Consider the following 25,028-nt stretch of genomic DNA (forward strand, 5'->3'; position numbering starts at 1 on the left):
CGACGGCACCTACTCCCCCCCGAGCGACCCCCAACGGCGTGCGTCTTTCCGGTGGCGGCAGCGGGCCCCTGGCCACGCTCACCGACCCGGCCGGGCACACCATGAGTCTGACCATGCCGTTCGCCCTGCCCACCCCGCAGATCAGCAGCGACACCGCGCTGTATCCGTCCGTCCTGCCCGGCGTCGACCTGTCAGTCTCGGTGACGGACCAGGGCGGTTTCAGCGACGTTCTGATCGTCCACGACGCGAAGGCCGCCGCCGATCCGCGCGTGCGCAGGCTCACCGTGGCCACGGACACGGACGGCCTCGACCTGGCGGCGACACCCGCGGGCGGCATGACCGCCACCGCCGCGGACGGCTCCGTGTCGTACACCAGTCCGCCGCCGTTGATGTGGGACTCGGGTACGTCGGACACGTCGACCGCGCCCACGGCCGCCAGGCCCGCTTCCTTCGTGCGGGCCGCCGCCGACGCCCCGGTGGCTCCCTCGGACGCTTCCTCCACCGCCGGCCCCGGCCCGGGCGCCCAGGTCGGCCAGGTCCCGATGACCACCGCCGACAACGCGATCACCCTGGCCCCGGACACCTCGCTGCTCGACGCCCCCGACACGCGCTACCCCGTCTACATCGACCCCTTCGAGAACCCGGTCACCAGTAAGTCCGGTGCCTACGACGAGGTGTACTCCAGCTCGGCCTGCTCCGACGCCCCGCAGTACAACAAGCCCCAGACCAACGGCGAGGGCGTCGGCTACCAGCGCTGGGGCGGGGCCTGCGGGGTCGGCCTCGAGCGGTCGTACTACGCGCTCAACACCAGCGGTCTCGACCCGTCGATGACCGTCATCAAGGCCGAGGTGAAGGTCAACACCACCTACGCGGCCAGCCTCGACTGCTCGCACGACCAGCCGATCACCCTGCACACCACCGGCGGCATCAACGAGAACACCGACTGGCAGCACCAGCCGGACACTCTCGACGACAACGGCTACCCGGCGGTGAAGACCACCGTCCCCAGCGGGCACAACGACAACTGCTCCAACAGCACCGCGAGCTTCCGGGTCGACGACCAGATCCAGAAGATCGCCGACGGCAACAAGTCCACCTGGACCATCGGCCTCTTCGGTAACGAGTCGAAAACCAGCTCCAACGACGACTACCTGCGCATGTCGCAGACCCTCTCCCTGATCACGAACTTCGACATCGCGCCCGACGTCCCCACCAAGCTCCGAACGACACCCAAACCACTCGGCGCGGATGGCGACTGCGTCACTGGCGCCGACGCGATCGGCTGGATCGGCGCGACCACCTACAGCGACGCGGGCAGCAACGTCCAGCTCCACTCCACGGTCACCACCCACATCTCCGGCGAGCACGCCGAGTCGCATTACCACGTTTGGGACCGCACCGACCTGGACGCCGACGGCAACGCCGTGGACAAGGGCACCCCGGACAGCGGCATGGTCGCCTCGGGCCAGGACGCCGACGCGCCGATCGGATTCACCCTCAAGGACGGCCACGAGTACGGCTGGGACGTCTACGCCCAGGACAACTCCGCCATCAAGCTGAAGTCGGCGATCAGCGACCACTGCTGGTTCGACACCGACTTCACCCCGCCGCAGACACCCGCTATCGCCGACAACCCGCACTTCCCGCCGGTGGGCAGCGGCTCCGGCGACACCCCTGCGGGCAGCGGCGTCACCACCGACTTCACCGTCTCCACCGCCGACACCGCCCCGGCCGACACCTGCGACCCGGCCGGCTGCAAGGCCAGCGGCATCGACCACTTCCTGTGGCAGCTCGACGACCAGCCCACCGCCACCACCGGCCACACCGCCAAAGTGACCGCCACCAGCGGCACCACCTCCACCGGCACGGTCACCGTCCCGGTCACGAACTGGGGCGTCCACACCCTGTACGTCGTCGCCGTCGACCGGGCCGGCAACCTGTCCCAGAACCCGGTCGGTTACACCTTCACCGCACCCTGGGACCCGAAGACGAAGATCGCCCCCGGGGACGTCACCGGCGACGGCAGCCCCGACCTGCTGGCCACCACCAGCACCGGCGACCTCGAACTGATCCCCGGCAACAGCGACCCCGCCCAGGCACCCGCCCCCGCCCAGGACGGCCCCGTCACCGGCACCCCGCCCGCCGTCACCGGACCGGTGATCGTCTCCACCGCGAAGGGCGCGCCCACCGGGGACTGGCGGGACTACCTCATCACCCACCGCGGCAACCTGCACGGCGACACCCACGACGACCTGCTCGCGTACAACAAGAAGACCCAGCAGATGTACGTCGTGAAGAACGACCTCGATCCCAAGGACGACGGCTCCTTCCCGCACACGCCGTACTCCACCTACCCCGGCTTCGTCGGCCGCCGCTACGACGTCGTCACCAAGGACCCCTGCGAGGCCACCGACGTCGTCCCGGCGAGCCGCTGCACCGAGGCCGGCTACGACCCGTCGACCCCCTGGGACATCTCCCAGCTGACCGTGGACGGCGATGTGTACGGCAACCCCGACCACCCCGCAGTCCTCACCGTCGAACACAACAAGCTCTGGCTCTACCAGACGTACGGCATCAACCACCTCGGCCACCCCCTCCTCCTCGGAGACGGCGACTGGTCGGGCCTGACCCTGATCGCCCCCGGCCGGGTCGGCGGCACCTTCACTGTCGACACCGACGGCAACGGCAAGATCACCGGCGGCACCCCCACCCTCTGGGCCCGCGACGACACGTCCGGCACCGTCTACACCTTCCCGATCGACGTCGACGGCTCCACCCTGCTGCCCAAGCTGCTGCACGCTCCCATCCGCACACCGTTCGTCTCGGCCGTGAAGACATCCTCCGGCGGCACGCTCTGCCTGGACGACGCGGGCTCCCACACCGCCGACCACACCAAGATCCAGATCTACACCTGCAACGGAAGCCCGGCCCAGCAGTGGGTCCTGCACAATGACGGCTCCCTGCGCGTCCTCGGCAAGTGCCTCGACGTGACCGACGGCGGCACGGAGAACGGCACGCTGCTCCAGCTCTACAAGTGCAACGGCAGCGGCTCCCAGAAGTGGACCACGGGTGCCTCCGGCAGCCTGGTCAACCCGCAGTCCGGCAAGTGCCTGGACGACCCGGGCTCCGCCACGACGAACGGCACGCAGGTCCGCCTCTACACCTGCAACAACACCGCCGCCCAGAACTGGACGAGCAGCGCCACCGCGGGCTGGAACGCCCACCCCGCCACGGCCCTGTCCGTGGTCCTGCCCAAGCGCGACTACCCGACGGTCGCCTCCCCCGGCGACGTCAACAGCGCCACCGGCGGCCCCGACGGCAAGCCGGACCTGTACGCCACCGATACCTCCGGCCAGCTCACCGAGTACCCGGGTGCCACTCCGTCCGGCACCACGGCCTCCTTCGCCGACCCGGTATCCCTGGGCACCGTCACCGACACGGCCACCCACCGCTGGAACCTGAACGACAGCACCGGCACCACCGCTTCCGACCCCACCGGCAACACGCCGGCCGCCCTGACCGGCGGAGCCTCCTGGATCACGGACACCGATCGCGGCACGGCCCTGAACCTGAACGGAACCACCGCGTACGCCGCCACGACCGGCCCCGGCGTGGACACCAGCGGCAGTTTCACCGTCTCGGCGTGGGTCAAGCTGAACTCCCTGTCCGGCACCAACTCCACCTTCGTGTCCCAGTCGGACGACCCTGTCGTCGGCGCGGCCAACGGCTTCCAGCTCTACTACTCCTCCGGGAGCGGGGTCTGGGCCTTCGGCCGCCACAACGACGACACCACCAGCACCGCCTTCACCGCTGCCTACGGCGCCAAAGCCATGGCGGGCAAATGGACCCACCTCGTCGGTGTCTACGACGCCGACGCAGACCAACTGCTCCTCTACGTGAACGGCCACCTGTCCGCCACCAAGACCTACGCCGGCACGGCCTGGAACGCCGCCGGCCCCGTCCAGCTCGGCCGCCGCCTCTTCCAGGGCGCGTACGGCCAGTACGCGAACGGCCGCCTCAGCGACGTCCGCCTCTACCCGACGGCACTTCCACCAGCAGACGCGACAGCACCCGGCGACACCGTGGTCGTCATACAAATGGGGTAAGCCATGAACAGCAGCCCGGAAACCGAAGTGGTGCCCCGCCGAGCAACCACCCCCGACGCCCGCCCCGACGCCGATGTCTGGCTCCGTTCCTTCGCCGCCGCGTTGCCGACCGTCGTCAGCCCGCGATCCAAACGCACAAAACCGGCAAAACCTTCACGGCCACCTACGGCGGAACCCCGACCATCGGCCAATGGGCCCACCTGGTCGGCGTCTACGACGCCTCCACGAACCAAATAACCCTCTACGTCAACGGACGCCAAGTCGACACCAAAGCGTTCGGCGGCACCCCGTGGAACGCCACTGGCCCCGTCCAGATCGGCCGCCGCGTCGCACTGGGCGCCTACGGCGAATACGCCACAGCGAGATCAGCGACATCCACCTCTACAACACCGCACTGCCCCCGCCGACGCAGCCGCGACCGGTGACAACCCGACCATCAGCCAAGTCGACTGATTGATGACGCCCGTTCAGGTGCTCGACCGAGGCACCCCGGTCGAGCGCCTGTCGACCTCGCGGGGCAACGGCAGCACACCTACACATCTGCACGCCGAAAGCACACCACTACAGTTCTCGATCACCTGCCCCACCCAAGCGCGCCAGCCGAAGCTCCATTCGAACCTTGCGCTCTCACGGGCAGTCGACCGATTCCCTGGGGGACAATCTTGAGACGCAGTACCTTCCTGGCGGCAGCCACAGCAACCGCGCTGTCCGCCTCCCTGTTCACCGGGCTCTCCTCAGCCCAGGCGGACACCGACACCGTCGGCCCCGTCCTGTCCGGTGCCGACGGCTGGTACAGCCAGCCCGGCATGCTCTTCGTGACGGCACACTCCGACAGCCCGATCAGGCGGATCACGGCCCACCTCTATCCGCTGGACGCGCCGGACGGGACACCGGAAGCCGGATCAACCGAGGACTTCACCCAGTACTCCGGGCAGGACGCACGTTCCGGAACTTGGCGGGCCCCCGTCCACCTGGCCCAGCTCGGCGACTACCGAGTTACCGTCGACCTGCAGGACGCCTCCGGCTCCACCGTCACCGGTGCCCTCTCCCCGTACACCCTGGAGTACCGGACCATCGTCACGATCCCCGACCTGACCGCCACCCCGAGCGCGCCGGACTACCTCCACCAGAAGGTCTCCGTCAGCGGCACCGTCGTCGCCAGGGACCCCCGCCAGCCCGACGCCCCCGCTCCCACCGACGGCATGACCGTCGCCGTGAAAACCGGACGCAGTCAGATGACCGCTGCCACCGGCGCGGACGGTCGCTTCACCGCCGCCTTCACACCCACCGCGCCGTCCGTCCAGTTGTCCGCCGCGCCTCAGGCCTCCGGCAACTATCCGGGGGCGATCGACCTGGTGACGACCCCGCAAGACCTGCACACCACACGAGCACCGGTCCGCTTCTCGTCCAGCACACACGCCCTGAACCTTAAGCAGGGCGCCACCGGAACCGTCACCGGCCACGCCGAGATCCAGACCACCTCCGGCTGGCAGCCGCTGCCGCACACCGTCATCACCCTCGACGGTCTCGACGCCCGAGGTGAGTCCTCCTTCGAGGTCAGCCGGACCACGACCGACGGCCAAGGCTCCTACACGCTGCACGTCTCCTCGGACAGCCCTGCGCCGAGCGCCGAACTCGTCGTCGGCACCGACTACATGCCCTTCCAGCAGGCCGCCACCCAACCCTTCAGCCTGCATGTCGCGTACACCACTCACCTCGGCATGAACGCGTTCCTCAATGACGACGCGTCCTTGGCCGTCTCCGGGTACGTCTACTACGAGGACCCGCGCGCGAAGTGGCCCGCCAAACCCACCCTCACCCTGCAGTACTCCAAAGACGGCAAGAGCGGCTGGAAGGACGCCACCACCATCCCCGTCCCGGTCCACTACAACAAGCCGCTCTTCGATGAGACGTTCGCGCGCACCCTCACCACCCGGAACACCGACTCCTACTGGCGAGCCCGCTTCAACGGCAACCCCGATCTGGGCACCAGCACCACCAAGCCCGTCCACCTCTACCGCTACGCCACCCGCATCACCGGCTTCCGCGCCAATCCCGACCCGGTCCGCAATTCACAACCGATCAGTTTCGACGGCACACTCCAGTACAAGAAGGGCACCACCTGGAAGCCGCTCAACAGCGGCTCGCCCACCCTCTACTTCAAACCCCGCGGCTCCAGCACCTACCGCTATGTCTGCGAACTGGGCAGCGACAAACACGGCCACCTCATCGGCATGGTGACCGCCGAAAAGGACGGCACCTGGGCCATCGCCCTCAGCCGCGAGACCGGAGACCACTACCTCAGAAGCGCCCGAGTCACCGACTACGTCGACGTCCGATGACTTGCGATCAGCGATCCGACAAGACCGGCTCACAGGAGGCGGTTCGACGCAAGGCCCCCAGTGGCCGGGGGATCGCCCCGGCCACCGACCCGAGATGATCAGTCGCCCACCCCTGCGAAACACCGGAGCACTGAACCTGAAGAGCTGATCTCACTCCGAAACAGGCCCATGCCTCCCACATGCACCGCCCGACCTCGGCCATGGTCCGTGAGCCCGGCCGGCGTTCTCGGCCTCAGCGGCATCGGCGGGCACCTCCGCCCAGCGCCCCCTCAGCCGGTTCGCCCCGGCCGCTCGCGCCCAGTCCCGCAACGTCTCCGGATTGACTCCCAGATCGACGGCGACCCACCTGAACGTCGCCCCGGGACACGACTGGTACAGCGCGATGGCGTCCGCCTTGAACTCCGGCGGACAGTGCTTCATGACCACGAGATGTCCGATCTCAGACTCTCAAGATCCATGTCTCAAGTGTCCAACGTTCAGGAGCAAGTCCCATGTCCCGCAGCGAGGGGAACGTGGACAGGTCCCACTTCCCGTCGCTCGCGACGACCTCGTCGTACTGGCATCGGAGGGGAGCCTGCCCGCCATCGGTTGACCGGTCGTCGCCCAGGCAGCGCAAAGCATCGAGTTCCAGTGCACCGCCAACTGGCCGTCCAGGCTTGGAGCATCGCAACCGTGCTCGAGTAGGTCCAGGTGCCACCAGCCACCCGGGCTGTGACGCTGAAGGTGACCTTGGCGGCGCCCAGTGTCACCGTCGCCGGACTGGCCGAGTTGACCTGGTCGAACACCAGCCCTCCAGGTGCAGACCAGTGCCGCCCTGATCCGCATCGACGGCTTCTTCTGCACGCGGTCGCTTGTGGACCGAGCCCAGCAAGACAGCAACCTGTCAGGGCCCGAACGGGGACGTAGGTTGAACGGGCGATTGTCGGAATGCCACAACCATTGTTCCCCTGTGAACCACCGATTTCACGGTTGACCGGGAGCCGGTCTGCACGCTCGGCCACCACACGGCCACCACGCCAATCCGAACAGCCCGAAGAGGAGCGACCCCAAGGGACGAAAGGCCAGATCACAGCCCTACATAGGCAGAGCCGCCACGGACTGCAAACCTCAGACCTACGCATTGCGATACACAGAGCGCACGTGCCCGATTGGCCCGAATTCAAAGGTCACTCAAAGCAAGAAACCCCAGGTCAAAAGCCTGACCTGGGGTTCACCATGGAGCCGCCTTCGGGATTCGAACCCGAGACCTACGCATTACGAGACCGTGAGCGATCGTGCTGCGTGGTGCCCGCTCGTGCTGCTCAGTGACGTTCTGCCTGATCAGAACACGTTCGGCTGGTTGGACTGTGCCACCTCGTATTACATCGTCCAAAGGCGTCCGGCCACCGGCTGGCCACCGGAGGGGCACCGCAGACGGCAAGAAGAGATGCCACGCGGATTGTGGGTCTTCCACACTGCCTCCTGCGGCCGCTCCCACCCCCTGCAGAGTCGCCCCCCAGGGAACGCTCCCACCGCAGCCGGTACGGGACCACCACGCCGAAAAGTGGTCACCGCGCAATTGGCCCTGCCTCGGTTAGCGAGACCGGGACTACCCACCACCGCTCCAGGCTGTGGAATGGGAACACACTCTGTCACCGTGCCTGCGTTTTCGAGACCTGCCACGACCAGCCCAGACGGTCCATGAGGTACCACACGCCGGTACCGTGAACCGCACGCCGAACCGGTCCTCGATCACACGGGCGATACGTGAGAACGCCCAGCCCTGTCCCTCCCAACCGTGCGCCGACGGCCCCAGCCGTAACTCGCGCAGCAGTACTTGCTCCTGCCGCAGCGTCAGATACGAGCGGGAACCGTTCGGCCGCGCCACAAGCGCCTCACGACCTCCCTCCCGTCACGCCGCATGCCACTGCCCGACCGCCTGCCGCGACACCCCAGCAGCCGGGCGACCTGCACCTGCCTCACGCTCAGCCGGCCCCCAACGCGCGGCATTCGAAGTCCCCATACCCCCCTTATGCCAACTCTGACAGAGAGTCGAGGGCGACCTTAAAAATCAGTAGAGAAACCCCATCATCGCAGGTCCCAAGATACTTCTCCGTTCCCCGAAAAACTGTCCACAGACATCAAGCCGGTGGACCGGGTTCAGCCGCTCGAATACGACCTCCGGATGATCGACCGAGTTGCGCAAACATCTCACCCACCCTGAGATGTTTGCGGGATGAGTCTGACAGAATACCCACAGGCCCTGAACAGCGATTCGCTAATGAGGGTCAAATTATCTTCGGAGATATTTTCACAGGTGTATCGAAGCGAAACCGGATAGTCCCCATAAAGGCTAATTGCCATCAATAGAATTGCGAGATCCTCTCGCCACTCGCCAAGTTCTCCCGATACCACCGCCTCCTTTACCAGGCGGACATCAAACCCTGCCCACAATTCACCCTTCTCGTCGTACCCCCACTGCATCAGGGTGCGCAGCCTGGGGTCATCCAGCCAAGTCCGGTGACGCTCCAGAAGCCAGACGGAAGCGTCCAATGACCATTGCCCGTCAGTGCCGCGACGCAACGCATCAACAAACTCACCGGCAGAGATTGAAGAAATTTCAGACATGGGTGCAAGTGTAGCCGGTCAATCCAATCAGCGCATGGATTGACCGGCTACATCAAAGACCTCTAGCCGTCCGCTGCTTCACTCCTCTTCGCCCAAGAGAAATTGCGCAATGCGCCGACGGGAAACATCTGGAACGTCACCCCCAAGTTCGGGGTTGGGGTTTCCTGCGATCGGGACACGAAACGCGCCGTCTTTCCCGGCCCCCTGGATCTGATACTTTACGTACGGCCCTTCATGGACCTTGTCCGCGCTGGTGCTGTCCGGGTCTCCCGCTTCCATGAAGAGCATGACATTCGAGTCGTCGGGCTTGTATATTCGCGTTCCGCGGCCGCCTGTAGCAGATGTCGGTTTCATGGGGGCGGTGGAGAACCCTGCCTTTTCCGCCAACGCGATGACGTACTCCTCATCCTGGCCGCGCAGGTGTTCCGGGTCCATGAGCTTCTTCAGAGCCTGACTGGACGTCAGGCCGACCACGGAACCGACAGTGGCCATGGGTTCGAGACGGTTTCCCAATCCGGTATCACGTATAACGAGGCCGAAGTCCTGCAGGGACGTCGCATTTCCCTGTTGCGCTGGGCACTGACTCTTCTTCACAGCTCCGCAGTACGTGCCCCAGAACAGCTCACTCATCGCTGCCAGGCCATCGGCCGTTCCCGCACCGTTGGCAAAGAAATTGCCGTGCGACTGCACCGCATGGAGAGCGCCGTTCCATGCTTTCTGTTCCGCGGGCGACAAGAACGACGGGGCCGCCCGTTGAATGGACGTTGCGACGCCGCTGCTGGTATGGCCGGTGTGTCCCGTGCTGGTGGTGGAGGCCGTGCCGGAGCCGGTCTTGACGCCGGTGTAGGGCTGGCTGTGGTAGTCGTAGCCGCCGTGGCGGTTGGGGGTGAAGGTTTCGACGTTTCCGTTGCAGACGGAGCTGGCGCCGCCGCAGGCGCCGTCGGGGTGCATGCCGGTGGGGTCGCTGGAGGTGACGGGGTTGTTGTCGGCGTAGGTGTAGCCGTTGAGGGATTGGGCGTCGCCTGTGTCGAGGACGGGGTCGACGCTGAGGAAGCGGCCGGTGGTGGAGTCGTATTCGCGTGCGCCGATGTAGGTGAGGCTGGTGGTGGGGTCGGTGGTCTTGCCGAGGAAGGTTTTGTCGTCCGCCCAGACGCCGGTTCCGCCGGTGCGTGTGGCGCCGAAGGGTGTCAGGTAGCGCTTGGTGACGGCCTGGGTGGTGGCGTCGAGGCTGAGAGTGGAGGTGCCGTGCGGGTCGCCGGACAGGTACGACAGGCTCTGGCTGCCGCCCTTGTTGGTGCGCAGGGCGATCGTGGTGCCGCCGGCGTTGTAGTAGCGCTGGGCCCAGTACTTGGCGGCTGTGGTGGAGGTGTCGAGGTGGACTTCGGTGGCACCGAGGTAGAGGACGGTTTCTCCGCTGGTGTTGCGGCGGATGAAAAGGTTGCCGTCGGCGTCGTAGACGTGGCTGGTGGTGCTCTTGGTGCTGCCGGTGCTCGTCTTCTCGGTGAGGGTGTCGAGGTCCCCGGTGGCGTTCCAGGTGAGGGTCTGGGTGTCGGTGCCGTTGGGGCGGGTGGTGGTGTTGCCGGTGGTGTAGACGTAGGCGGCGCTCACGCCGGTGCAGGAGGTGGCGGTGGTGGTGGCGGTGAGCTGGTGGGGGTTGGTGGCGCTGTAGCAGTAGGTGTGGGTGGAGTCACCGGTTCCGGTGTGGGCGGTGTCCGTTTTGCGCAGGCCGCTGCTGGTGTAGGTGTAGGAGGTCCAGTAGGGGGAGGCGCCGCCGAGGTTGGTGGTGGTGCGGCCGGCGGTGGCGCAGGAGGCGGTGGACGGGGTCCAGGCGTCGGTGAGGCGCTGGTAGCCGTCGTAGCTGAAGCACTGGTAGTCGGTTTTGCCGGTGCCGGAGAGGTTGGCGGTGTCGAAGGTGGAGGTGACGTTGCCGGTGTCGTCGTGGGTGTAGTTCAGGTCCTGGACGCTGCGGGTGGCATCGGTGGTGAGGCTGCGGACGAGGCGGTCAGTGCCTTCCTCGTAACTGTTGGTGACGTAGGCCTTTTTGGCGGTGGAGTCCTGTGAGGTGCCCAGGATGTACTGGTTGGCCTGGCCGAGCTGGTTGTAGTCGACGTTGAGGAGGTAGCCGGTCGATCCGCCGACGTCGGTGACCAGGCCTAGGCTGTCGTATTCGCTGTCGATGGTCTCGCTACTCAGGCCTCCGGCGGCGGGTTCGCTGTAGTACTGCTGGGTGCCGTCGATGTTGTAGTACGAGGTGGACGCGAGGGTCGCGGGGACGGCGCCGGAGGTGACCAGCGGGTCGGTGGACGGCAGGGTCAGCTGGCTGCCGGTGGCGTGGTAGCGGCTGTCGTAGGCGGTGACCTTACGGGTGTAGGCGCTGCCGGTGGTGCCGCCGACGTAGCTGATGGAGTCGTCGAGCTGGCCCTTGGCGAGGGTGTCGTAGTCCCAGTGGGCGAGTTTGTTCGCGTTCGTCTTGGAGGTCTGCCACTGGTCGGTCTTGCGGCCCAGGACGTCGTAGGCGAAAAGCAGTTGCTTGCCACCTGCGTCGGTGCTGGTGGCCGTCTGGTCGAGGTTGGTGTAGGTGGTGGCGGTCGTACCCAGGTCGGGGTCGGTTGCCGAGGTCTGGCGGCCGAAGAGGTCGTAGCCGTAGGACCACTGGGCGCCGTCCGTGCCGGTGACGGTGGAGGGCTTGCCGTCCAGGGTGTTGCTGTATTTGACGGACGTGTAGGCGGCGCCGGTTCCGGCGCCGTAGGCGGCGTCGGCCGGGTCGGTGCCGGAGTAGGTGCGCTTCTCGACGGTGTTGCCGAAGATGTTGGTGATGGTGCGGGTGGCGGAGCCGCCGGTCAGTCCGGTCGTGGCGGTGGAGTCACCGGTGTAGCTGGTGTTCGTGGTCCACTTCTTGACCCCGTACACGTACAGGCTGCTGCTCGTGGCCCGGCCGGCGCCGTCGTAGACGGTCTCCGACTGCTTGGGGGCACCGCCGTACTGGGCTCGGACGTAGGTGCCGCTGGGGAGATTCTTGGAGTCGAAGACGTCGGCGTAGGTCTCGTAGGCCAGGCCGCGGCTGTCGTAGCGGGTGTCGGTGAGCAGGCGGCCGTTGTCGGGGGTCGGGGACTGGGTCTGCAGTGTCCGCAGGAGGGAGTCGTAGATCGTGTAGCTGGTGTTGTAGGTCTCACCGTCGGACTTCAGCGTCGAGGTCGACGTCCAGGACGGGGCGTCGTTGGTGACGTTGTAGGCGTAGGTGTAGTTCGGGCTCTGGTTCGCGGAGTGGGACCGGTTGGTCAGCCACGTGGCGGTCGGGCGGCCCAGGGCGTCGTAGCTGGTTTCGGTGATCTTGTTGTTGACGTCGTAGACCTTGGTGGGCAGGCCCGAGGCGTAATCGGTGTAGGTGTAGGTGTACTGCGTCGTGGTCGGGTTGGTGATCTTGGTCTTGGTCAGCGGGCCGGAGCTGGTTGGCGTGTAGGCGGTCGTGGTGGTGTTGCCGGCGGCGTCGGTGACGGTCAGAGGCCGGCCGAGGCCTGCGGTGCCGGCGCTGTCGTCGTAGGTGGTCGTGGCGGTGGTCTGCCAGGACGTGGGATAGCGCTCGCCGCCCGTGGCGGTGGCGGGGTAGGCGGAGGCCCGTCCGGTCCAGGTCGCCTCGCCGAGGGTGGGGGTCTGGGTGGCGGACCATGCGGTGGCGGCCGTGTTGTCGAACACCACCGCGGTGTCGGAGAGGACATCGCCGCGGGTGGCGGAGGAGGACGGCAGGTTCAAGCCGGTCTCGGCGACGGAGCAGTTGTCCTCGGCCACGGTGCGGGTGCGGGAGACCAGGTCCGTGAGGCCGATGGCGGTGTTGCGGGCGTACCAGGTGCGGGTGCACGTGTTGTCGGCGACGCCGGTCTGCCCGTAGTCGGCGCTGGTTACGGCCATGCCGTAGGTGTCGTAGGTGGTGGAGACCTGGCGGGTGCGCCAGGTCGCGGAGGCAGTGAGGTAGGTGGAGCTGGTGGTCGTGCCGGTGCGGACGTAGTAGGCCTTGATGCTGGCGTACGACTTCTGCTGGCTGGCGGTCTGCGAGGACCAAGGGGTGTTGACCGTCACCCCGATCGGGGCGGTGCCGTTGTAGGTGACCTGCTCGCGCAGGAACCCGGCGTCCTCGTCACTGTCGGTGATATCGGCGACGTCGAGGCCGGACGCGTCGATGCCGATGACGGTGGCGGGGGCGGTGGTGCCGTCGGACTGCTTGTCGCCGTCCATGCCCTGCATGTAGAGGCTGACAGACTTGGACTGGGTGGTGCCTGCGGCGCCGGTGGTCGTGGTGACCTTGCCGTAGCCCCGCCAGTCCGACCAGGTCCGCTCGTCCGAGGGGACCAGCGGGTCGAAGTTGTAGTGCCAGGCCGGGTCGGCGTAGCTGTAGGAGGTCTCGACGCCCTCGCCCAGACCGGTCGGGTCGGTGCTCAGCACGGCGGTGACCCGGTACTTGTGGAACCAGTCGAGCAAGGCCTCGGTGGCGCCGTTGATGTGCCAGTACGTGGGGTAGCAGCTCATGGTGTCGGCGTCCTCGGACGACGGCATCTTGGAGCCCCGCACGCACTCCGGATCGGACAGGGTCACCGTGGTGATCGCGCCGGTCTCGGAGGTGATGGTGGCGATGCGCGGCATGCTGAGCGGCAGGATGTCGTCGGAGGTGGAGTCCACCCCGCCATTCGATCCGGGGCCGGATTTCCTGCGCGAGGTAGCCCTGGAGCGTGTCCTGGCCACGCTCTTCCTCGATCTGCACACTCGTCGGCACGGGTACATCGAGCACGCCGTCCCGTACCTGGTCACCCGCAAGACGATGACCGGCTCCCGGACCGTACACGCTGGTTCAATCCGCGGCTTCTTACCAGTCCACGTATCCCAGTTCGGGTCTATGTACAGGGCTTCCTTGGACGCTGATGTGGCGCGCGTGGAAACCCAATCGCGATCCGGAATATGTCCACGCCACCGCGGTACGCCGCAGATCCGCCCGGGGGAAGACGTCGCCCGCAGAAATCTCGCCACGTCGCCAGCCGGGTCGAATATGTCCGCAACGCGGAGAGCGTCCTGGCCGAGTGCCACCGGCTGGCGGGCCTTCGGCTGCCTGGACGATGTCGCCGAGAGACAGGTCGATTCCGGCAGCTTGACGGTGAACACCACGTCGTCAGGTATAGCGATCGGCTCGACGTACGGCGCCTCCGGGATCCGGTGACGGTGTTGGACCGCGGACTGTTGGCGCCCTGCAACGGCCCCGCCACTTTACGGCGATGTCAATTCGGCCATGCTGACGAGCGGTCTCAGAGAGCTTGCGCCCGGTCCGCCGACCGATACAGAGGGCCGCTTACCTGCGGTCCTGCGCCAAGCTCTGGGACCCCACTGGGAGTTCACCATCGCCGACGGGCGGATTGCAATCGAGCAGGCATCGCCGACCGTGAGCTGTTCCTGATCCCGACCGCCGAGGCAGCGCCGGGAACTCTCCCAGCGTCTCCGCTACGAGGGCCCCGGGGCCTGATCCGCCAGCACCAGTTCGCCAAGGTCGAGATCGTCCAGATGGTCGACCCGGTTGACGCGGACGCAACCCCTGACCTCAGTCTCGACGATCTCCTCGACCGGGATCTTCTCGCCCCCGCACATGGGTGCCGCCCGCCCATTGACCAGGACACGCACCGGGGCTGTCATACTGCCGGCGCCGTATCGGACCTCGCTGCCCCCACCGAGGAGGGCGAGCTTGTCGAAGTTGTGGTGAAGCACAGCGCCAAACCGCGCGACGGTGTGGTGGCTGTAGGCACGGGACAGCCGCTCGGCGAGGTGGTCAGCCAGGGTGTCCGGGTGTCCGAGGCCCTTCCGTTCGACGATGGTCGTCGTATCCGGCTTGGCCATGGCGGTGTCGATGACGAGGTGACTGTTGTTGATGATCGTGCTCGTACGAGGCATCACGAACTCCGTTCAGGGGAACAGAAAGGTGAATGAGCGCAGGCGTCAGCACGCCTGGACGGGCAATGCGCGAAGGAATCAGCGAGGTACGCCGACGGCACGCAGGAGTGAGACGGTCCGAGCCAACGCCGCGTAGGCAGCTGGAGCCTGCTCCTCGGCCGTGAGGCGGCCGACTTCGCGGGCCGTGACGCGGTCGATGTCCTCAGGACGACGGCGATCGAGCCAGAGCAGCAAGCGCCAGGCCAGCACAGGACCGCTGAACGGTAACCGCATCATGAGGCCGACTGGGACGTCTTTGGGTGGCACGCCCTCGTACAGCAGGTCACGTACAAGATGGAACACCACGTCGGTGTAGTCGACGACGACGGGGCCTCGGGCGCTGGCTTCCCAGTCCACGACGTGCACTCGGTCGTCGTCGACCAAGAGGTGCTCGGGCTTGAGGTCGCCATGCAGGTGGACGACGGGATGCGATTCAAGCGGTTGAAGGGCCTTGGCCTCCCACCACGGTCGTAGTCGGCAGCGTGGAGAGAACTGGTCGAGCAGGAAGCGGTGTTGGGGCACAAAGCGACCGTGGCGGTTCTCCCAGCCGAGGCCGGGTGCAAGACTGGCCGAAGACCGGTGGAGTCGGTGGGTCAGGTTAAGAACGTGACCGAGGTACCCCTCGATTGCCCGGCCGGTACGCACCCCACAGGGCACGCCTGGCAACATACCGAACACCGTCCAAGATCCGTCCTCTCCCGTGCCCGTGGCCAGGACCTCGGGGACTGACAGAGCCAAGTGAGCGGCGCGCTGCACTGTCTCCAGCTCCCGCTTACGGCGGCCCTCGGGATCAATCCCCATGTAGACCTTGAACAGAGACCGTTCGTCAACTGCCCGCCGCGTTCTGGCGATCGGCTTCGTGATCGCCGGGCCGAATGGACCGTGCTTGAGCTCGACCTCGTGCATCGTCGTGTCAACGTCGGGCACAAATCACCTCCTGTAGCCGGGGTCTTGACATTCGCCCTTTCCAGGCAGGGGTCCGCTATGACCTGAGCGTTGATCAGCGGCCAGGGAATGCGGGCTGGCTGTGGCCATCAACGATGTGGCAGGAACCGGCTGATGGCACATTCCAGCGGTGATATCACTTGGGTGATCAGACTCTTGAAGGCCCGCAAGAAGCTGGCAATGGAGGGGCGGCGGTAGCGGTGGCAGGCAAACCAAGACGGTGCGAGGGGTGCGGGCTTGTGCTGAGCCGGTACAACCGTGAGCCGCGCTGTGCCCCTTGCAGCCGGTTGCTGACAGCCGCCGAGCCGGACCCGGTCCGGGTGCCTAAACACGTGTGGCAGGACGCGCAGGTCGTCATGGCCTTGCGGGACGGCGACTTTGGGACGGCTCTCACCCGCGTGCGCAAGCTGGCCTCCTTACGGCAAGAGGAGATGGCCCGTCTCACGGGCCTGAGCCAGCCGTTCCTCTCCGCTCTCGAGTCCGGTTCGAGGCGGCTGACCAACTTCGACAAGATCGTGACCGAGCTGGAGCGGCTGGCTGTGCCGCCGCACGCGCTGCCGCAGCTATTCGCTCGGAACGCTCCCGAGCCGATCGAGGAAGCTCACCGGCACCCGGAACCTGTCCGCGAGACAGCTGCCCGGGAACCTTGGGAGAGCCCGCTCGACGTGGCGAGGCGCCTGAGCACGACCATCTCTTCCAACACCGACCCCGCCACCTTGACCGTGCTGGCCCAGCAGGTGGGCGCCATAGTGGACCGGTACGAAGCCGACGGTCCGCACCAACTCGCCCCCAGGACTGCCGAGTTGCGTAATTTCATCCAGACACTGTTGGAAGGGCGCCAGCCGCCTGGGCAGCGGGCAGAACTCTTCCGTCTTGCAGCTCAAGCCTCCGGCCTGCTCAGCTACATGGCGGTCAACGCGGGTCACGAGGCCATCGCCGAGGCCTACAGCACCGAAGCCCTCCAGCTCGCCCAGGAGATCGACGACCTGGAGCTGATGATGTGGATCTTTGGCACCCGCTCTCTGGGCGCGTACTACGCGGGCCTCTACGACCAGGCGCTCGAATGGGCCGATGCCGGCTTGGCCATCCATCGCGACAACGCGCAAGCGATCCGGCTGCTTGCTAACGGCCGAGCACGTGCTCTCGGCAAGCTCGGCGACGCCGTGGGCGCGCAGAGGGCCATCGCAGAGGCCGAGGACCTCAGCAGTAACCACCGGCTCCCGGGCGGGCTGACACCGTGCATCTCTTTCGCCCCGTACAGCATCGCCCGCACACTGGCGAACGCCGCTACCGCCCATGTCGCCCTCGGCAACACACGGGACGTCATCGAGTACGCGGAGCAGGTCGACGAACTCATAGAGCAGTCCGACTCCGACTGGAGCCGGGCCTTGGTCCGCCTGGACGTGGCCACTGCTCTGCTCGCAGGGCCTCAGCCGGATATGGAGCAGGCCATGGTGCTCGGCAGGCAGGTTCTCGAAGCCGGGGGTGGCCCGCCGATCCGATCGGTCATCCAGCGAGCCGGTGAACTCCACGCCCGTGCAGCATCGTGGCACCAGCTACCTGTCGTCAGGGATTACGCCGAGGCGCTACGCACCTGGCACACCACCCCGTTAACCCGAGCGGTGACCAATTTTGCCAAGATGGCACGCTTGAGCGATAGCCGTACGAGAAGGGCACCGAGTGCTGCTGACTGAGGATCCCAGCGCGTTTCCCACCGCCCCGCCGCCGAGCGTCGATGACCCCGAGGTCATCGCGGCACACGACTGGGCCGCCTTCGACCGGGTGCAGGAGATGAGTAACCACTGGGACCGGGCTGGGTGGACTCCATCGACGCGGGCCTACTACTGGATGCTCAGCTTCCCCGCCGACTCGGCGCTCGCCGACCACGCTCGACACTGCCAAGACAAGATCCGAAACCTGAACTTCGACTCCATCGACGCGGACGGTCTGCACCTGACCCTCGGCCGGATCGGCACCACCGACGACGTCTCACTGGAGCAGATGGACACACTGCTCGCCATCACAGCCGCGATACCTACAGGCAGGTTCCGGCTCCAGGCCATACCGATGACCGCATCCCGCGGCGCGGTCCGCTACAGCATCGCCCCGTGGACTCCCGTGCTCGACCTCCACTCCAAGCTGTCCGCCACCACCGCGCAATGCCAGCTGCCTTTGCGGAAGCCGACCGCGGTGCTGCGGCCGCACATCGGCATCGCGTACTGCAACCGCCCCACGGACGCCAGCGTTGTCCGGGAAGCGATCCGCCCGCTCCGCGACATGGACAGCGTCGGCGTCCCGGTCGATCACCTGGAACTGGTCGAACTGCGTCGCGAAGACCGCGCCTATCGCTGGCGCACCATCGATCAAGTGGCTCTGAACTGATCGCATCCCCGGCACCCTTCGCAGACGTACCAGCTCAGAGGCGTCCCCCGCCTCTCCGCTCCTGGGACTTTTCAGGGACTTTCAGCTCTGTCTGAGGGACTTCCGAGGGACTTTCGGCCGCCTAACGCGGCAAGCTCCTGAAGGACCGGAAAGGGCCTCCGACGCAGGTCAGAGGCCCTTTCCGAGGCAAAGCCACAGGTGGCGGCAGACGAGTCGGGCTGTACGCCGGGTTCTGTGACCAGCACCCCTAGTGACCTCGAGTCTGCACGTCGAACACATCGCCCCCCTGACAGCCCGCCAACCCTCAAGTACCGTTCCCCTTATGGATCATGAAGGTCCGTGGCGGTTTCCGCGACCGCGCGCCCTGCCGGAGCCGGCACGTAAGGAGTCATCGGTCAGCAGCAGTGACCGGTTCTTCCTCAACACCCTGGCGATCATGGGGATGCACCGAATCGAGAGCGCAGCCGAGCAGGCGGGGTCGCCCCGTGACGCGCTGATCGAAGTCGCGCTTACGCCACGCCAGTGGCAGCACATCCTCCTTGTGCTCTCTCAGGACGGCAGCGGCCGGTCCCGGGCCCTGCTCCAGACCCTCTCGGGGTGGGATGCTCCAAACGCGCTTCCGGGAACAGAAACCACAACGGGCGCGAGCGGCGACTGAGTCAGCCCCGCCCACGCCCACAGTGCGTCTCTGTCAGTGCCCGGTTCGCCTTTTACTCCGCCGAGTCGTCGTACCGCGTCGTGCCCGCGTCCAGCAGCGCTCCCTGCGGTGTGCCCGCGGCCTTGGAGAGCCAGCGCAGGGCGTGGTAGCCCACGAGGACGAGGAGGGTGCCGAGGGCGATGCCGCTGAGCTCGAAATTGTCGGCGAACTTCAGCGACACGCCGCCGATGCCCACGATGACGCCTGCGGCGGCTGGAATCAGGTTCAGCGGCTGGCTGAAGTCGACCTTGTTGCGAATCCAGATCTGAGCGCCGAGCAGGCCGATCATGCCGTAGAGAATGACCGTGATGCCGCCCAGCACGCCACCCGGGATGGCCGTGACGAACGCCCCGAACTTCGGGCACAGACCGAACAGAAGCGCGAAGAACGCGGCACACGTGTAGGCGGCGGTGGAGTAGACGCGGGTGGCGGCCATGACGCCGATGTTCTCCGCGTACGTGGTCGTGGCCGGGCCACCGGCAACCGTGGAGAGCATGGTGGCCGCACCGTCCGCGGCGATGGCGACGCCGAGCTCGTCGTCGAGAGGGTCGCCCGTCATCTCGCCGACCGCCTTGATATGACCGGTGTTCTCGGCCACCAGAGCGATCAGGACAGGCAGGGCGACGACGACCGCCGACCCGCTGAACGCAGGCAAGTGCATGTCAGGCAGGCCGAACCAGGCAGCCTCCTTCACCGAGCTCAGATCGAGACGCCAGTGGTCCACAACCTTGCCGCTGCCGTCGGCGGAATGGATCTTGCCCAGGGTGAGGTCAAGGATCCAGGAGAGCACGTAGCCGAAGACCAGCCCCAGGAAAATGGCGATGCGGGACAGGAATCCGCGCAGTACGACGAGCGCGAGACCGGTGAACAGCATCGTGGCGAGCGCCGTCCACTGGTCCTGCGGCCAGTAGGTGCCCGCAGCCACCGGAGCCAGGTTGAAGCCGATCAGCATGACGACGGCGCCGGTCACCACCGGCGGCAACACGGCGTGAACGACCCGCGCGCCCAGGAACCGGACCACAACACCGACCGCGGCCAGAGCCAAGCCCACCACGAACAGCGCACCCGTGAGTTCCGCCGAACCGCCACCCTGGCTTCTGATGACAGCCGCGACACCGACGAAGGAGAGCGACGATCCCAGGTAACTCGGGACTCGTCCGCGCGTCATGACCAGGAACAGCAGGGTCGCGACACCCGAGGCCATGAGACCGAGGCTCGGGTTCAGCCCCATGAGCACGGGGGCGACAAAACAGGCACCGATCATCGAGACGACATGCTGCGCGCCCAGCCCGATCGTCCGAGGCCAGGTGAGCCGCTCGTCAGGCTTGACGACCTCCCCTGGTTTCAGATGCCGACCATCCCCATGCAGCTTCCACCCGAAACCTGACATTCAGGACTCTCCGTTCATGTACTTGCCGAACGGAATGTACAAGATCAACGGTCAACCATTCCCATCCACCGATGCCGGTCCCACCCGGACTACCGTCCGCGAGACCTGGCCCGCCTGTCGCGAATCCACCGGATACCACGTCGGCACTGGTACGAGGACTCGTTCGCACACCCAACTCAGTGATGCAAACAGGTTGCGACGTTCGTGGCACCCGTGCTCATGGGTCTGAACCCGAACCTCGCGATCATGATGTCCGGCTTCGCGACGGCCATCTTCCTGCTCGCCACCCGCGGCCGGGTGCCCAGCTACCTCGGCTGTTCGCTCTCCTTCGTGGGCGTCGCAGCGGTGGTCCGCGCGCAGGGCGGCACCAGCGCCACGGTGACGGGCGCGGTGTTCGTCGTCGGCGTCGCGCTGTTCCTGGTGGGGCTGGCCGTGCAGCGGTTCGGTGCGCGGATCATCCATGCCGCGATGCCACCGATCGTCACAGGCGCGGTCGTCATGCTGATCGGCTTCAACCTGGCGCCGGTGACGGCGTCCACGTACTGGCCGCAGGACCAGTGGACGGCCCTGCTCACCATGCTGCTGACCGGTCTGTCCGTCGTCTGCCTGCGCGGTTTCTGGTCACGGATCGCGATCTTCCTGGGCCTGGTCTTCGGGTACGGGATCTCCTGGGTCTTCGACCGGATCTTCGGAAAGATCCACTCGGTGGACGCGAGCGGCAAGCTCACCGACCACTGGCGGCTGAACCTCTCCGGCGTCGGCAAGGCGGACTGGATCGGGCTGCCGTCCTTCCACGGCCCGTCCTTCCAGTGGTCGGCGATCCTCGTCGCGCTGCCGGTCGTGATCGCGCTGGTCGCCGAGAACGCGGGGCACGTCAAGGCCGTCGGCGAGATGACCGGCGATCCGCTGGACGACAAGCTCGGCACCGCGATCTCCGCGGACGGCGTCGCCTCGATGCTCTCCACGGCGGTCGGCGGGCCGCCCAACACCACGTACTCCGAGAACATCGGCGTGATGGCCGCGACCCGCGTCTACTCCACGGCCGCCTACTGGGCCGCCGCGGGTTTCGCCCTCCTCTTCGGCGTCTGCCCCAAGTTCGGCGCGATCGTGGCCGCGATCCCGGGCGGCGTGCTCGGCGGCATCACCGTCATCCTGTACGGCATGATCGGCCTGCTCGGCGCCCAGATCTGGCTCCACGGCCGGGTCGACCTGCGCAACCCGCTGAACCTGGTGCCGGCGGCCGCGGGCATCATCATCGGCATCGGCGGCGTCACGCTGAAGTTCACCGACAACTTCTCGCTGAGCGGCATCGCCCTCGGCACCCTCGTCGTGATCACCGGCTACCACGCGCTGCGGGCGATGGCCCCGGCCCACCTCAAGGCCGGGGGGCCACTGCTGGACTCCGGCACATCCTCGTACGACGAGCCGGACGATCAGCGTGCCAGCTCATAGGCGTACTCCGCCGAGAAGGTCCCCGGCGTGCCCTTGCACCCGTCCGACTCCCCCGGCAGCTTCACCCACAGATAGGCGTCGATCCTGGCCTCCCCGGTGTTCAGGGTCGGCGCCCGGCCGATCTTCCGGCCCGCCGGATCGCACCACTCCCCGTCGGCCGGGGCGCCGTTGCCGTTGCGGCTGGTGTCGATGACGGCGCCCAGGCTCGCGGGGCCGCCCAGCGCGGACAGCACCTGCCGGGCGTACGCGATCTCGTCGCTCGTACGGTGGAAGTTGGACACGTTGGTGAAGACGCCGTCGGAGGAGGCGGCCGAGGCGGCGCCCGCCCGTTCGAGGAGGGCGGCCTGCTCGGCGGCCGGGTTCCAGGCGGAGTGGCCGGCGTCGTAGTAGACGCGGGCCCGGGGGTCGGCGGCCTTGAGGACGCGGCCGGCGCGGGCCAGCGAGGCGAAGCGGGCGGCCCGGTCGGCCGCGGGGAGGCAGCCGGCCTGGGCGACCGAGTCGGGTTCCAGGATGACGATGACTTCGTCATCGCCCAGGCCCGCCGCGAAGTCGTCGATCCAGCCGTCGTACGCGGCCAGGTCGGGCGCGCCGCCCTGCGAGGCCCCGCCGCAGTCGCGCTGCGGGATGGCGTACGGCACGACGACCGGGACCCGGCCCTCGGCGGCGGCGCCCGCGGTCACCGCCCTGACCCGGGCGGTGATGGTGGCGGGCGTGAAGTCGGCGAACCAGACGGCGGCCGGACGGTCGGCGATCCGGGACTCGATGACCGCACGTCGGCGGTCGCCGGGGTGCGACGCGACCCAGGCCAGGACCTGGGAGTCGGGGTGGCTGTAGAGCAGGGCGGGGGCGGCCACGGACTTCGGCTCCTTCCTGCTCGGGGAGGGCGTCGGGCTCGGCCTCGGGGACGGGGAGTGCGGGGACGGGGACGGCGCGGCGGAGGTCCTGGCCGGGGAGGGAGTCGGTACGGCGGGCCCCGGCCGGAGGCCGGGCGAGCGGGTCACCAGCGGTTGGGCGTCGTCGGAGGGGCGCTCGCGGTCGAGGGCGGACATCATCCCCGTCACCGCGCCGACCGCCATGACCACCGAGGCCGCCGCGACCATGGCGGCGCGCCGGGCCGCCCGCCTGCGCTCGGCCCTGCGTGCGGCCAGACGCTGCGCACGTAAGCCTGACACGTACCGCTTCCCCCCGGTTCCCACCACGTCTCCGCCACCCCCGGCCACATCCGCTCCTCCCGACACGGGTGTTTTCCCTCGTTCTGGGGATGCGCCCGGCCAGGCGGCAACTCCGGTCAGCCTAGGACTGGGAACCTGCCCCCATGACGCAGTTGGAACAGTTCACCACCCCCGTGGACGCCATCGCCTCCCGGATGCGCGCCCTGGCGGCGACCCTGCCGGAGCGGGACGGAGTCGCGGTCTTCAACCGCGTCTACCTCACCGTCACGGAGGAGGTCGAACGGCGCCTTGACGCGGGGGAATTCCCGGACGGCGAGGCCGCGGTCACGCTGGATGTACGTTTCGCCGAGCGCTATCTGCGCGTGGCCGAGGAGGGGTCCCCGCCCGCCTGCTGGCGCCCGCTGTTCCAGTTCAGGCACCATCCCGGAGTACGCCCGCTGCAGTTCGCGCTCGCGGGCATCAACGCGCACGTCGGACACGATCTGGCGCTCGCCGTCGTGGACACCTGCCGTACGCTCCGCTGCGAACCAGCCGATCTGGAGGACGAGTTCGAACGCGTGGGTGACCTCCTCGTCTCGCTGGAGGAGCGCGTCCGTGAAGATCTGATGCCGGGCCCCGACCTCCTCCAGATCGCCGATCCGCTCACCCATCTGCTCGGCTCGTGGAGCCTGGAGAGCGCCCGCGACGCGGCCTGGTCGGCCGCGCGGGCCCTGTGGGCGCTGCGCGGACTCCCCGGCCTCGCCGAGGAGTTCGGCGACCGGCTCGGCGCCGCGGTCGGTCTGGCGGGCCGGATGCTGCTCACGCCCCTGGGGGACCGATCCGGCCATATCGCCGCGTACGGCACGTAACTCACCCTCGTACGCGATACGTTCACGATTCAAATGCCGAATGCGAAGGAGCACAAGCATGGCTGCTCGGCTGGGTCTGAGTCTTCCTCAAACACGTCAGTTCGACATCGGTCGTGACGTCCCGGACGTGGCGCGCACGGCTGAGGAGATCGGCTACGAGAGCCTGTGGGTGTTCGAGCGCGCCCTGTTCCCGGACCCTGCCACGCAGGGGCTGTACGGCGTCCCGAACCTGCCCTGGCCCGACTCGTACCGCGGCGTCGCCGAGCCACTGGTGACCCTGACGCTGGCCGCGGCGGCCACACGGCGGGCGCGGCTCGGCACCAGCGTCCTGGTCGCCCCGTTGCACGGCCCGTTCCAGCTGGCCAGGGCCCTGGCCACCCTGGACGCGGCGAGCGGCGGCCGGGTCGTGGCCGGCCTCGGTACCGGCTGGTCGCTCGACGAGTACGCCGCCGCGGGCGTGGCGCCGTTCGAGGAGCGGGGCCAGGTCCTGGACGAGGTCCTCGACGTGTGCCGCGCGGTGTGGGGCCCGGACCCGGTGTCGTACGAGGGCCGCCTGACCAAAATCGAGTCGGCTGTGGTCGCCCCGAAGCCGGCCCGGCCGATCCCGATCCTGTTGCCCGCCTTCAGCAAGAAGGCGCTGACCCGGCTCGTGGACCGCGGCGACGGCTGGCAGCCCGTCGCCCAGGGGGGCGCCGACCAACTCGCCGCCCAGTGGCGGCAGGTGCAGGACTTCGCGGCCGAGCGCGGGCGCACCGAGCCGATCCAGTCGGTGGCACGGATCAACGCGCGCTACTGCGCCAAGGCCTACGACGGCGCGGACCGCCAGCCCTTCCAGGGCAACGTCGACCAGATCGTCTCGGACCTGGTGCCGTACACCGAGATCGGCCTCGACGAGTACTTCGTCGACCTCCAGGACGGCCCGCGGGACGCCGAGGAACTCAAGGACCTGGCCGCCGAGGTGTACACGGCGGCGCGGGCGGCCGGAATCTGACCGGCCGCCCCACGAAGGCCGGCCCGGCTGACAGGTCCTAGGCCCTGTCGTCAAATTCCCGTCTGCCCTGCGACGCCATGCACGCACTCTCACCGCACCAGGCACAGACCCGAGTACGTCCAGTACGAGGGC

15 protein-coding genes and 1 pseudogene are annotated in these 25,028 nt (G+C 67.5%); 9 read left to right on the forward strand and 7 right to left on the reverse strand.

The genetic code is table 11. From position 1 onward, the window contains the following. Window positions 1-38: 38 nt before the first annotated feature. The 3 genes from ABZ656_RS23335 (at window position 39) to ABZ656_RS23345 (ending at window position 6,448) form a co-directional block, all read left to right on the forward strand. Window positions 39-4,106 carry a LamG-like jellyroll fold domain-containing protein gene (locus ABZ656_RS23335; protein ID WP_360270228.1) on the forward strand — a complete coding sequence of 1,356 codons (4,068 nt, stop codon included), beginning with the start codon at window positions 39-41 and terminating at the stop codon, window positions 4,104-4,106. Window positions 4,107-4,231: 125 nt separating this feature from the next. Beyond that, on the forward strand, window positions 4,232-4,531 hold the full coding sequence (locus ABZ656_RS23340) for a LamG-like jellyroll fold domain-containing protein (protein WP_360270245.1): 300 nt from the start codon (window positions 4,232-4,234) through the stop codon (window positions 4,529-4,531). Between the two features lie 237 nt (window positions 4,532-4,768). After that, window positions 4,769-6,448, forward strand: coding sequence for a hypothetical protein (locus tag ABZ656_RS23345; protein WP_101406298.1), 1,680 nt, complete (start codon window positions 4,769-4,771; stop codon window positions 6,446-6,448). Between the two features lie 150 nt (window positions 6,449-6,598). Here the strand turns inward: ABZ656_RS23345 and ABZ656_RS23350 are convergent, their stop codons facing one another. The 5 genes from ABZ656_RS23350 to ABZ656_RS23370 all read right to left on the reverse strand — a co-directional run bounded on the left by ABZ656_RS23350 (window position 6,599) and on the right by ABZ656_RS23370 (window position 15,946). Next, window positions 6,599-6,868, reverse strand: coding sequence for a transposase (locus ABZ656_RS23350; RefSeq protein WP_360270247.1), 270 nt, complete (start codon window positions 6,866-6,868; stop codon window positions 6,599-6,601). A 1,770-nt stretch (window positions 6,869-8,638) separates the two neighbouring features. Then, window positions 8,639-9,055 (reverse strand): hypothetical protein, encoded by a 417-nt coding sequence (locus tag ABZ656_RS23355; RefSeq protein WP_129592322.1) that lies wholly within the window; start codon window positions 9,053-9,055, stop codon window positions 8,639-8,641. Window positions 9,056-9,133: 78 nt separating this feature from the next. Then, window positions 9,134-13,726, reverse strand: coding sequence for an RHS repeat-associated core domain-containing protein (locus tag ABZ656_RS23360; RefSeq protein ID WP_360270231.1), 4,593 nt, complete (start codon window positions 13,724-13,726; stop codon window positions 9,134-9,136). Window positions 13,727-14,536: 810 nt separating this feature from the next. Beyond that, window positions 14,537-14,980, reverse strand: a complete 444-nt coding sequence (locus tag ABZ656_RS23365; RefSeq protein WP_360270233.1) for a methionine adenosyltransferase — start codon at window positions 14,978-14,980, stop codon at window positions 14,537-14,539. A gap of 78 nt (window positions 14,981-15,058) precedes the next feature. Next, window positions 15,059-15,946 carry a phosphotransferase gene (locus tag ABZ656_RS23370; RefSeq protein WP_360270235.1) on the reverse strand — a complete coding sequence of 296 codons (888 nt, stop codon included), beginning with the start codon at window positions 15,944-15,946 and terminating at the stop codon, window positions 15,059-15,061. A 350-nt stretch (window positions 15,947-16,296) separates the two neighbouring features. On the opposite strand from ABZ656_RS23370, the gene ABZ656_RS23375 reads away from it, so the two are divergent. From ABZ656_RS23375 to ABZ656_RS23385, 3 genes are all read left to right on the forward strand, one after another. Continuing rightward, the gene (locus tag ABZ656_RS23375) at window positions 16,297-17,658 is read left to right on the forward strand and encodes a helix-turn-helix transcriptional regulator (RefSeq protein ID WP_360270237.1); all 1,362 of its coding nucleotides are present in this window, start codon (window positions 16,297-16,299) and stop codon (window positions 17,656-17,658) included. Next, window positions 17,645-18,346 (forward strand): 2'-5' RNA ligase family protein, encoded by a 702-nt coding sequence (locus ABZ656_RS23380; protein WP_101406294.1) that lies wholly within the window; start codon window positions 17,645-17,647, stop codon window positions 18,344-18,346. The genes ABZ656_RS23375 and ABZ656_RS23380 overlap by 14 nt, the downstream gene beginning before the upstream one ends. 322 nt (window positions 18,347-18,668) lie before the next feature. Next, a complete protein-coding gene (locus ABZ656_RS23385) occupies window positions 18,669-19,004 on the forward strand; it encodes a hypothetical protein (protein ID WP_360270239.1) in 336 nt (111 codons plus the stop codon). Window positions 19,005-19,056: 52 nt separating this feature from the next. On the opposite strand, the gene ABZ656_RS23390 is transcribed toward ABZ656_RS23385, so the two are convergent. Continuing rightward, a complete protein-coding gene (locus ABZ656_RS23390; RefSeq protein WP_101406292.1) occupies window positions 19,057-20,433 on the reverse strand; it encodes a solute carrier family 23 protein in 1,377 nt (458 codons plus the stop codon). Between the two features lie 195 nt (window positions 20,434-20,628). Here ABZ656_RS23390 and ABZ656_RS23395 point away from each other — a divergent pair. Beyond that, window positions 20,629-21,885 (forward strand): annotated as a pseudogene (locus tag ABZ656_RS23395) (solute carrier family 23 protein); the annotation flags it as partial. On the opposite strand, the gene ABZ656_RS23400 reads toward ABZ656_RS23395, so the two are convergent. After that, entirely contained in the window at window positions 21,867-22,985 is a 1,119-nt protein-coding gene (locus ABZ656_RS23400; protein ID WP_101406291.1) for a glycoside hydrolase family 6 protein, read from the reverse strand. The pseudogene ABZ656_RS23395 and the gene ABZ656_RS23400 overlap by 19 nt on opposite strands. Before the next feature lie 215 nt (window positions 22,986-23,200). On the opposite strand from ABZ656_RS23400, the gene ABZ656_RS23405 reads away from it, so the two are divergent. Together ABZ656_RS23405 and ABZ656_RS23410 are read left to right on the forward strand one after the other, a co-directional pair. Further along, entirely contained in the window at window positions 23,201-23,905 is a 705-nt protein-coding gene (locus tag ABZ656_RS23405) for a DUF5995 family protein (RefSeq protein ID WP_360270241.1), read from the forward strand. Window positions 23,906-23,963: 58 nt separating this feature from the next. Continuing rightward, the gene (locus ABZ656_RS23410; protein WP_360270243.1) at window positions 23,964-24,896 is read left to right on the forward strand and encodes a TIGR03619 family F420-dependent LLM class oxidoreductase; all 933 of its coding nucleotides are present in this window, start codon (window positions 23,964-23,966) and stop codon (window positions 24,894-24,896) included. Window positions 24,897-25,028: the final 132 nt, after the last annotated feature.

The organism is Streptomyces sp. NPDC007095 (assembly GCF_040634475.1).
In the GTDB taxonomy this organism is placed as follows: Bacteria; Actinomycetota; Actinomycetes; order Streptomycetales; family Streptomycetaceae; genus Streptomyces.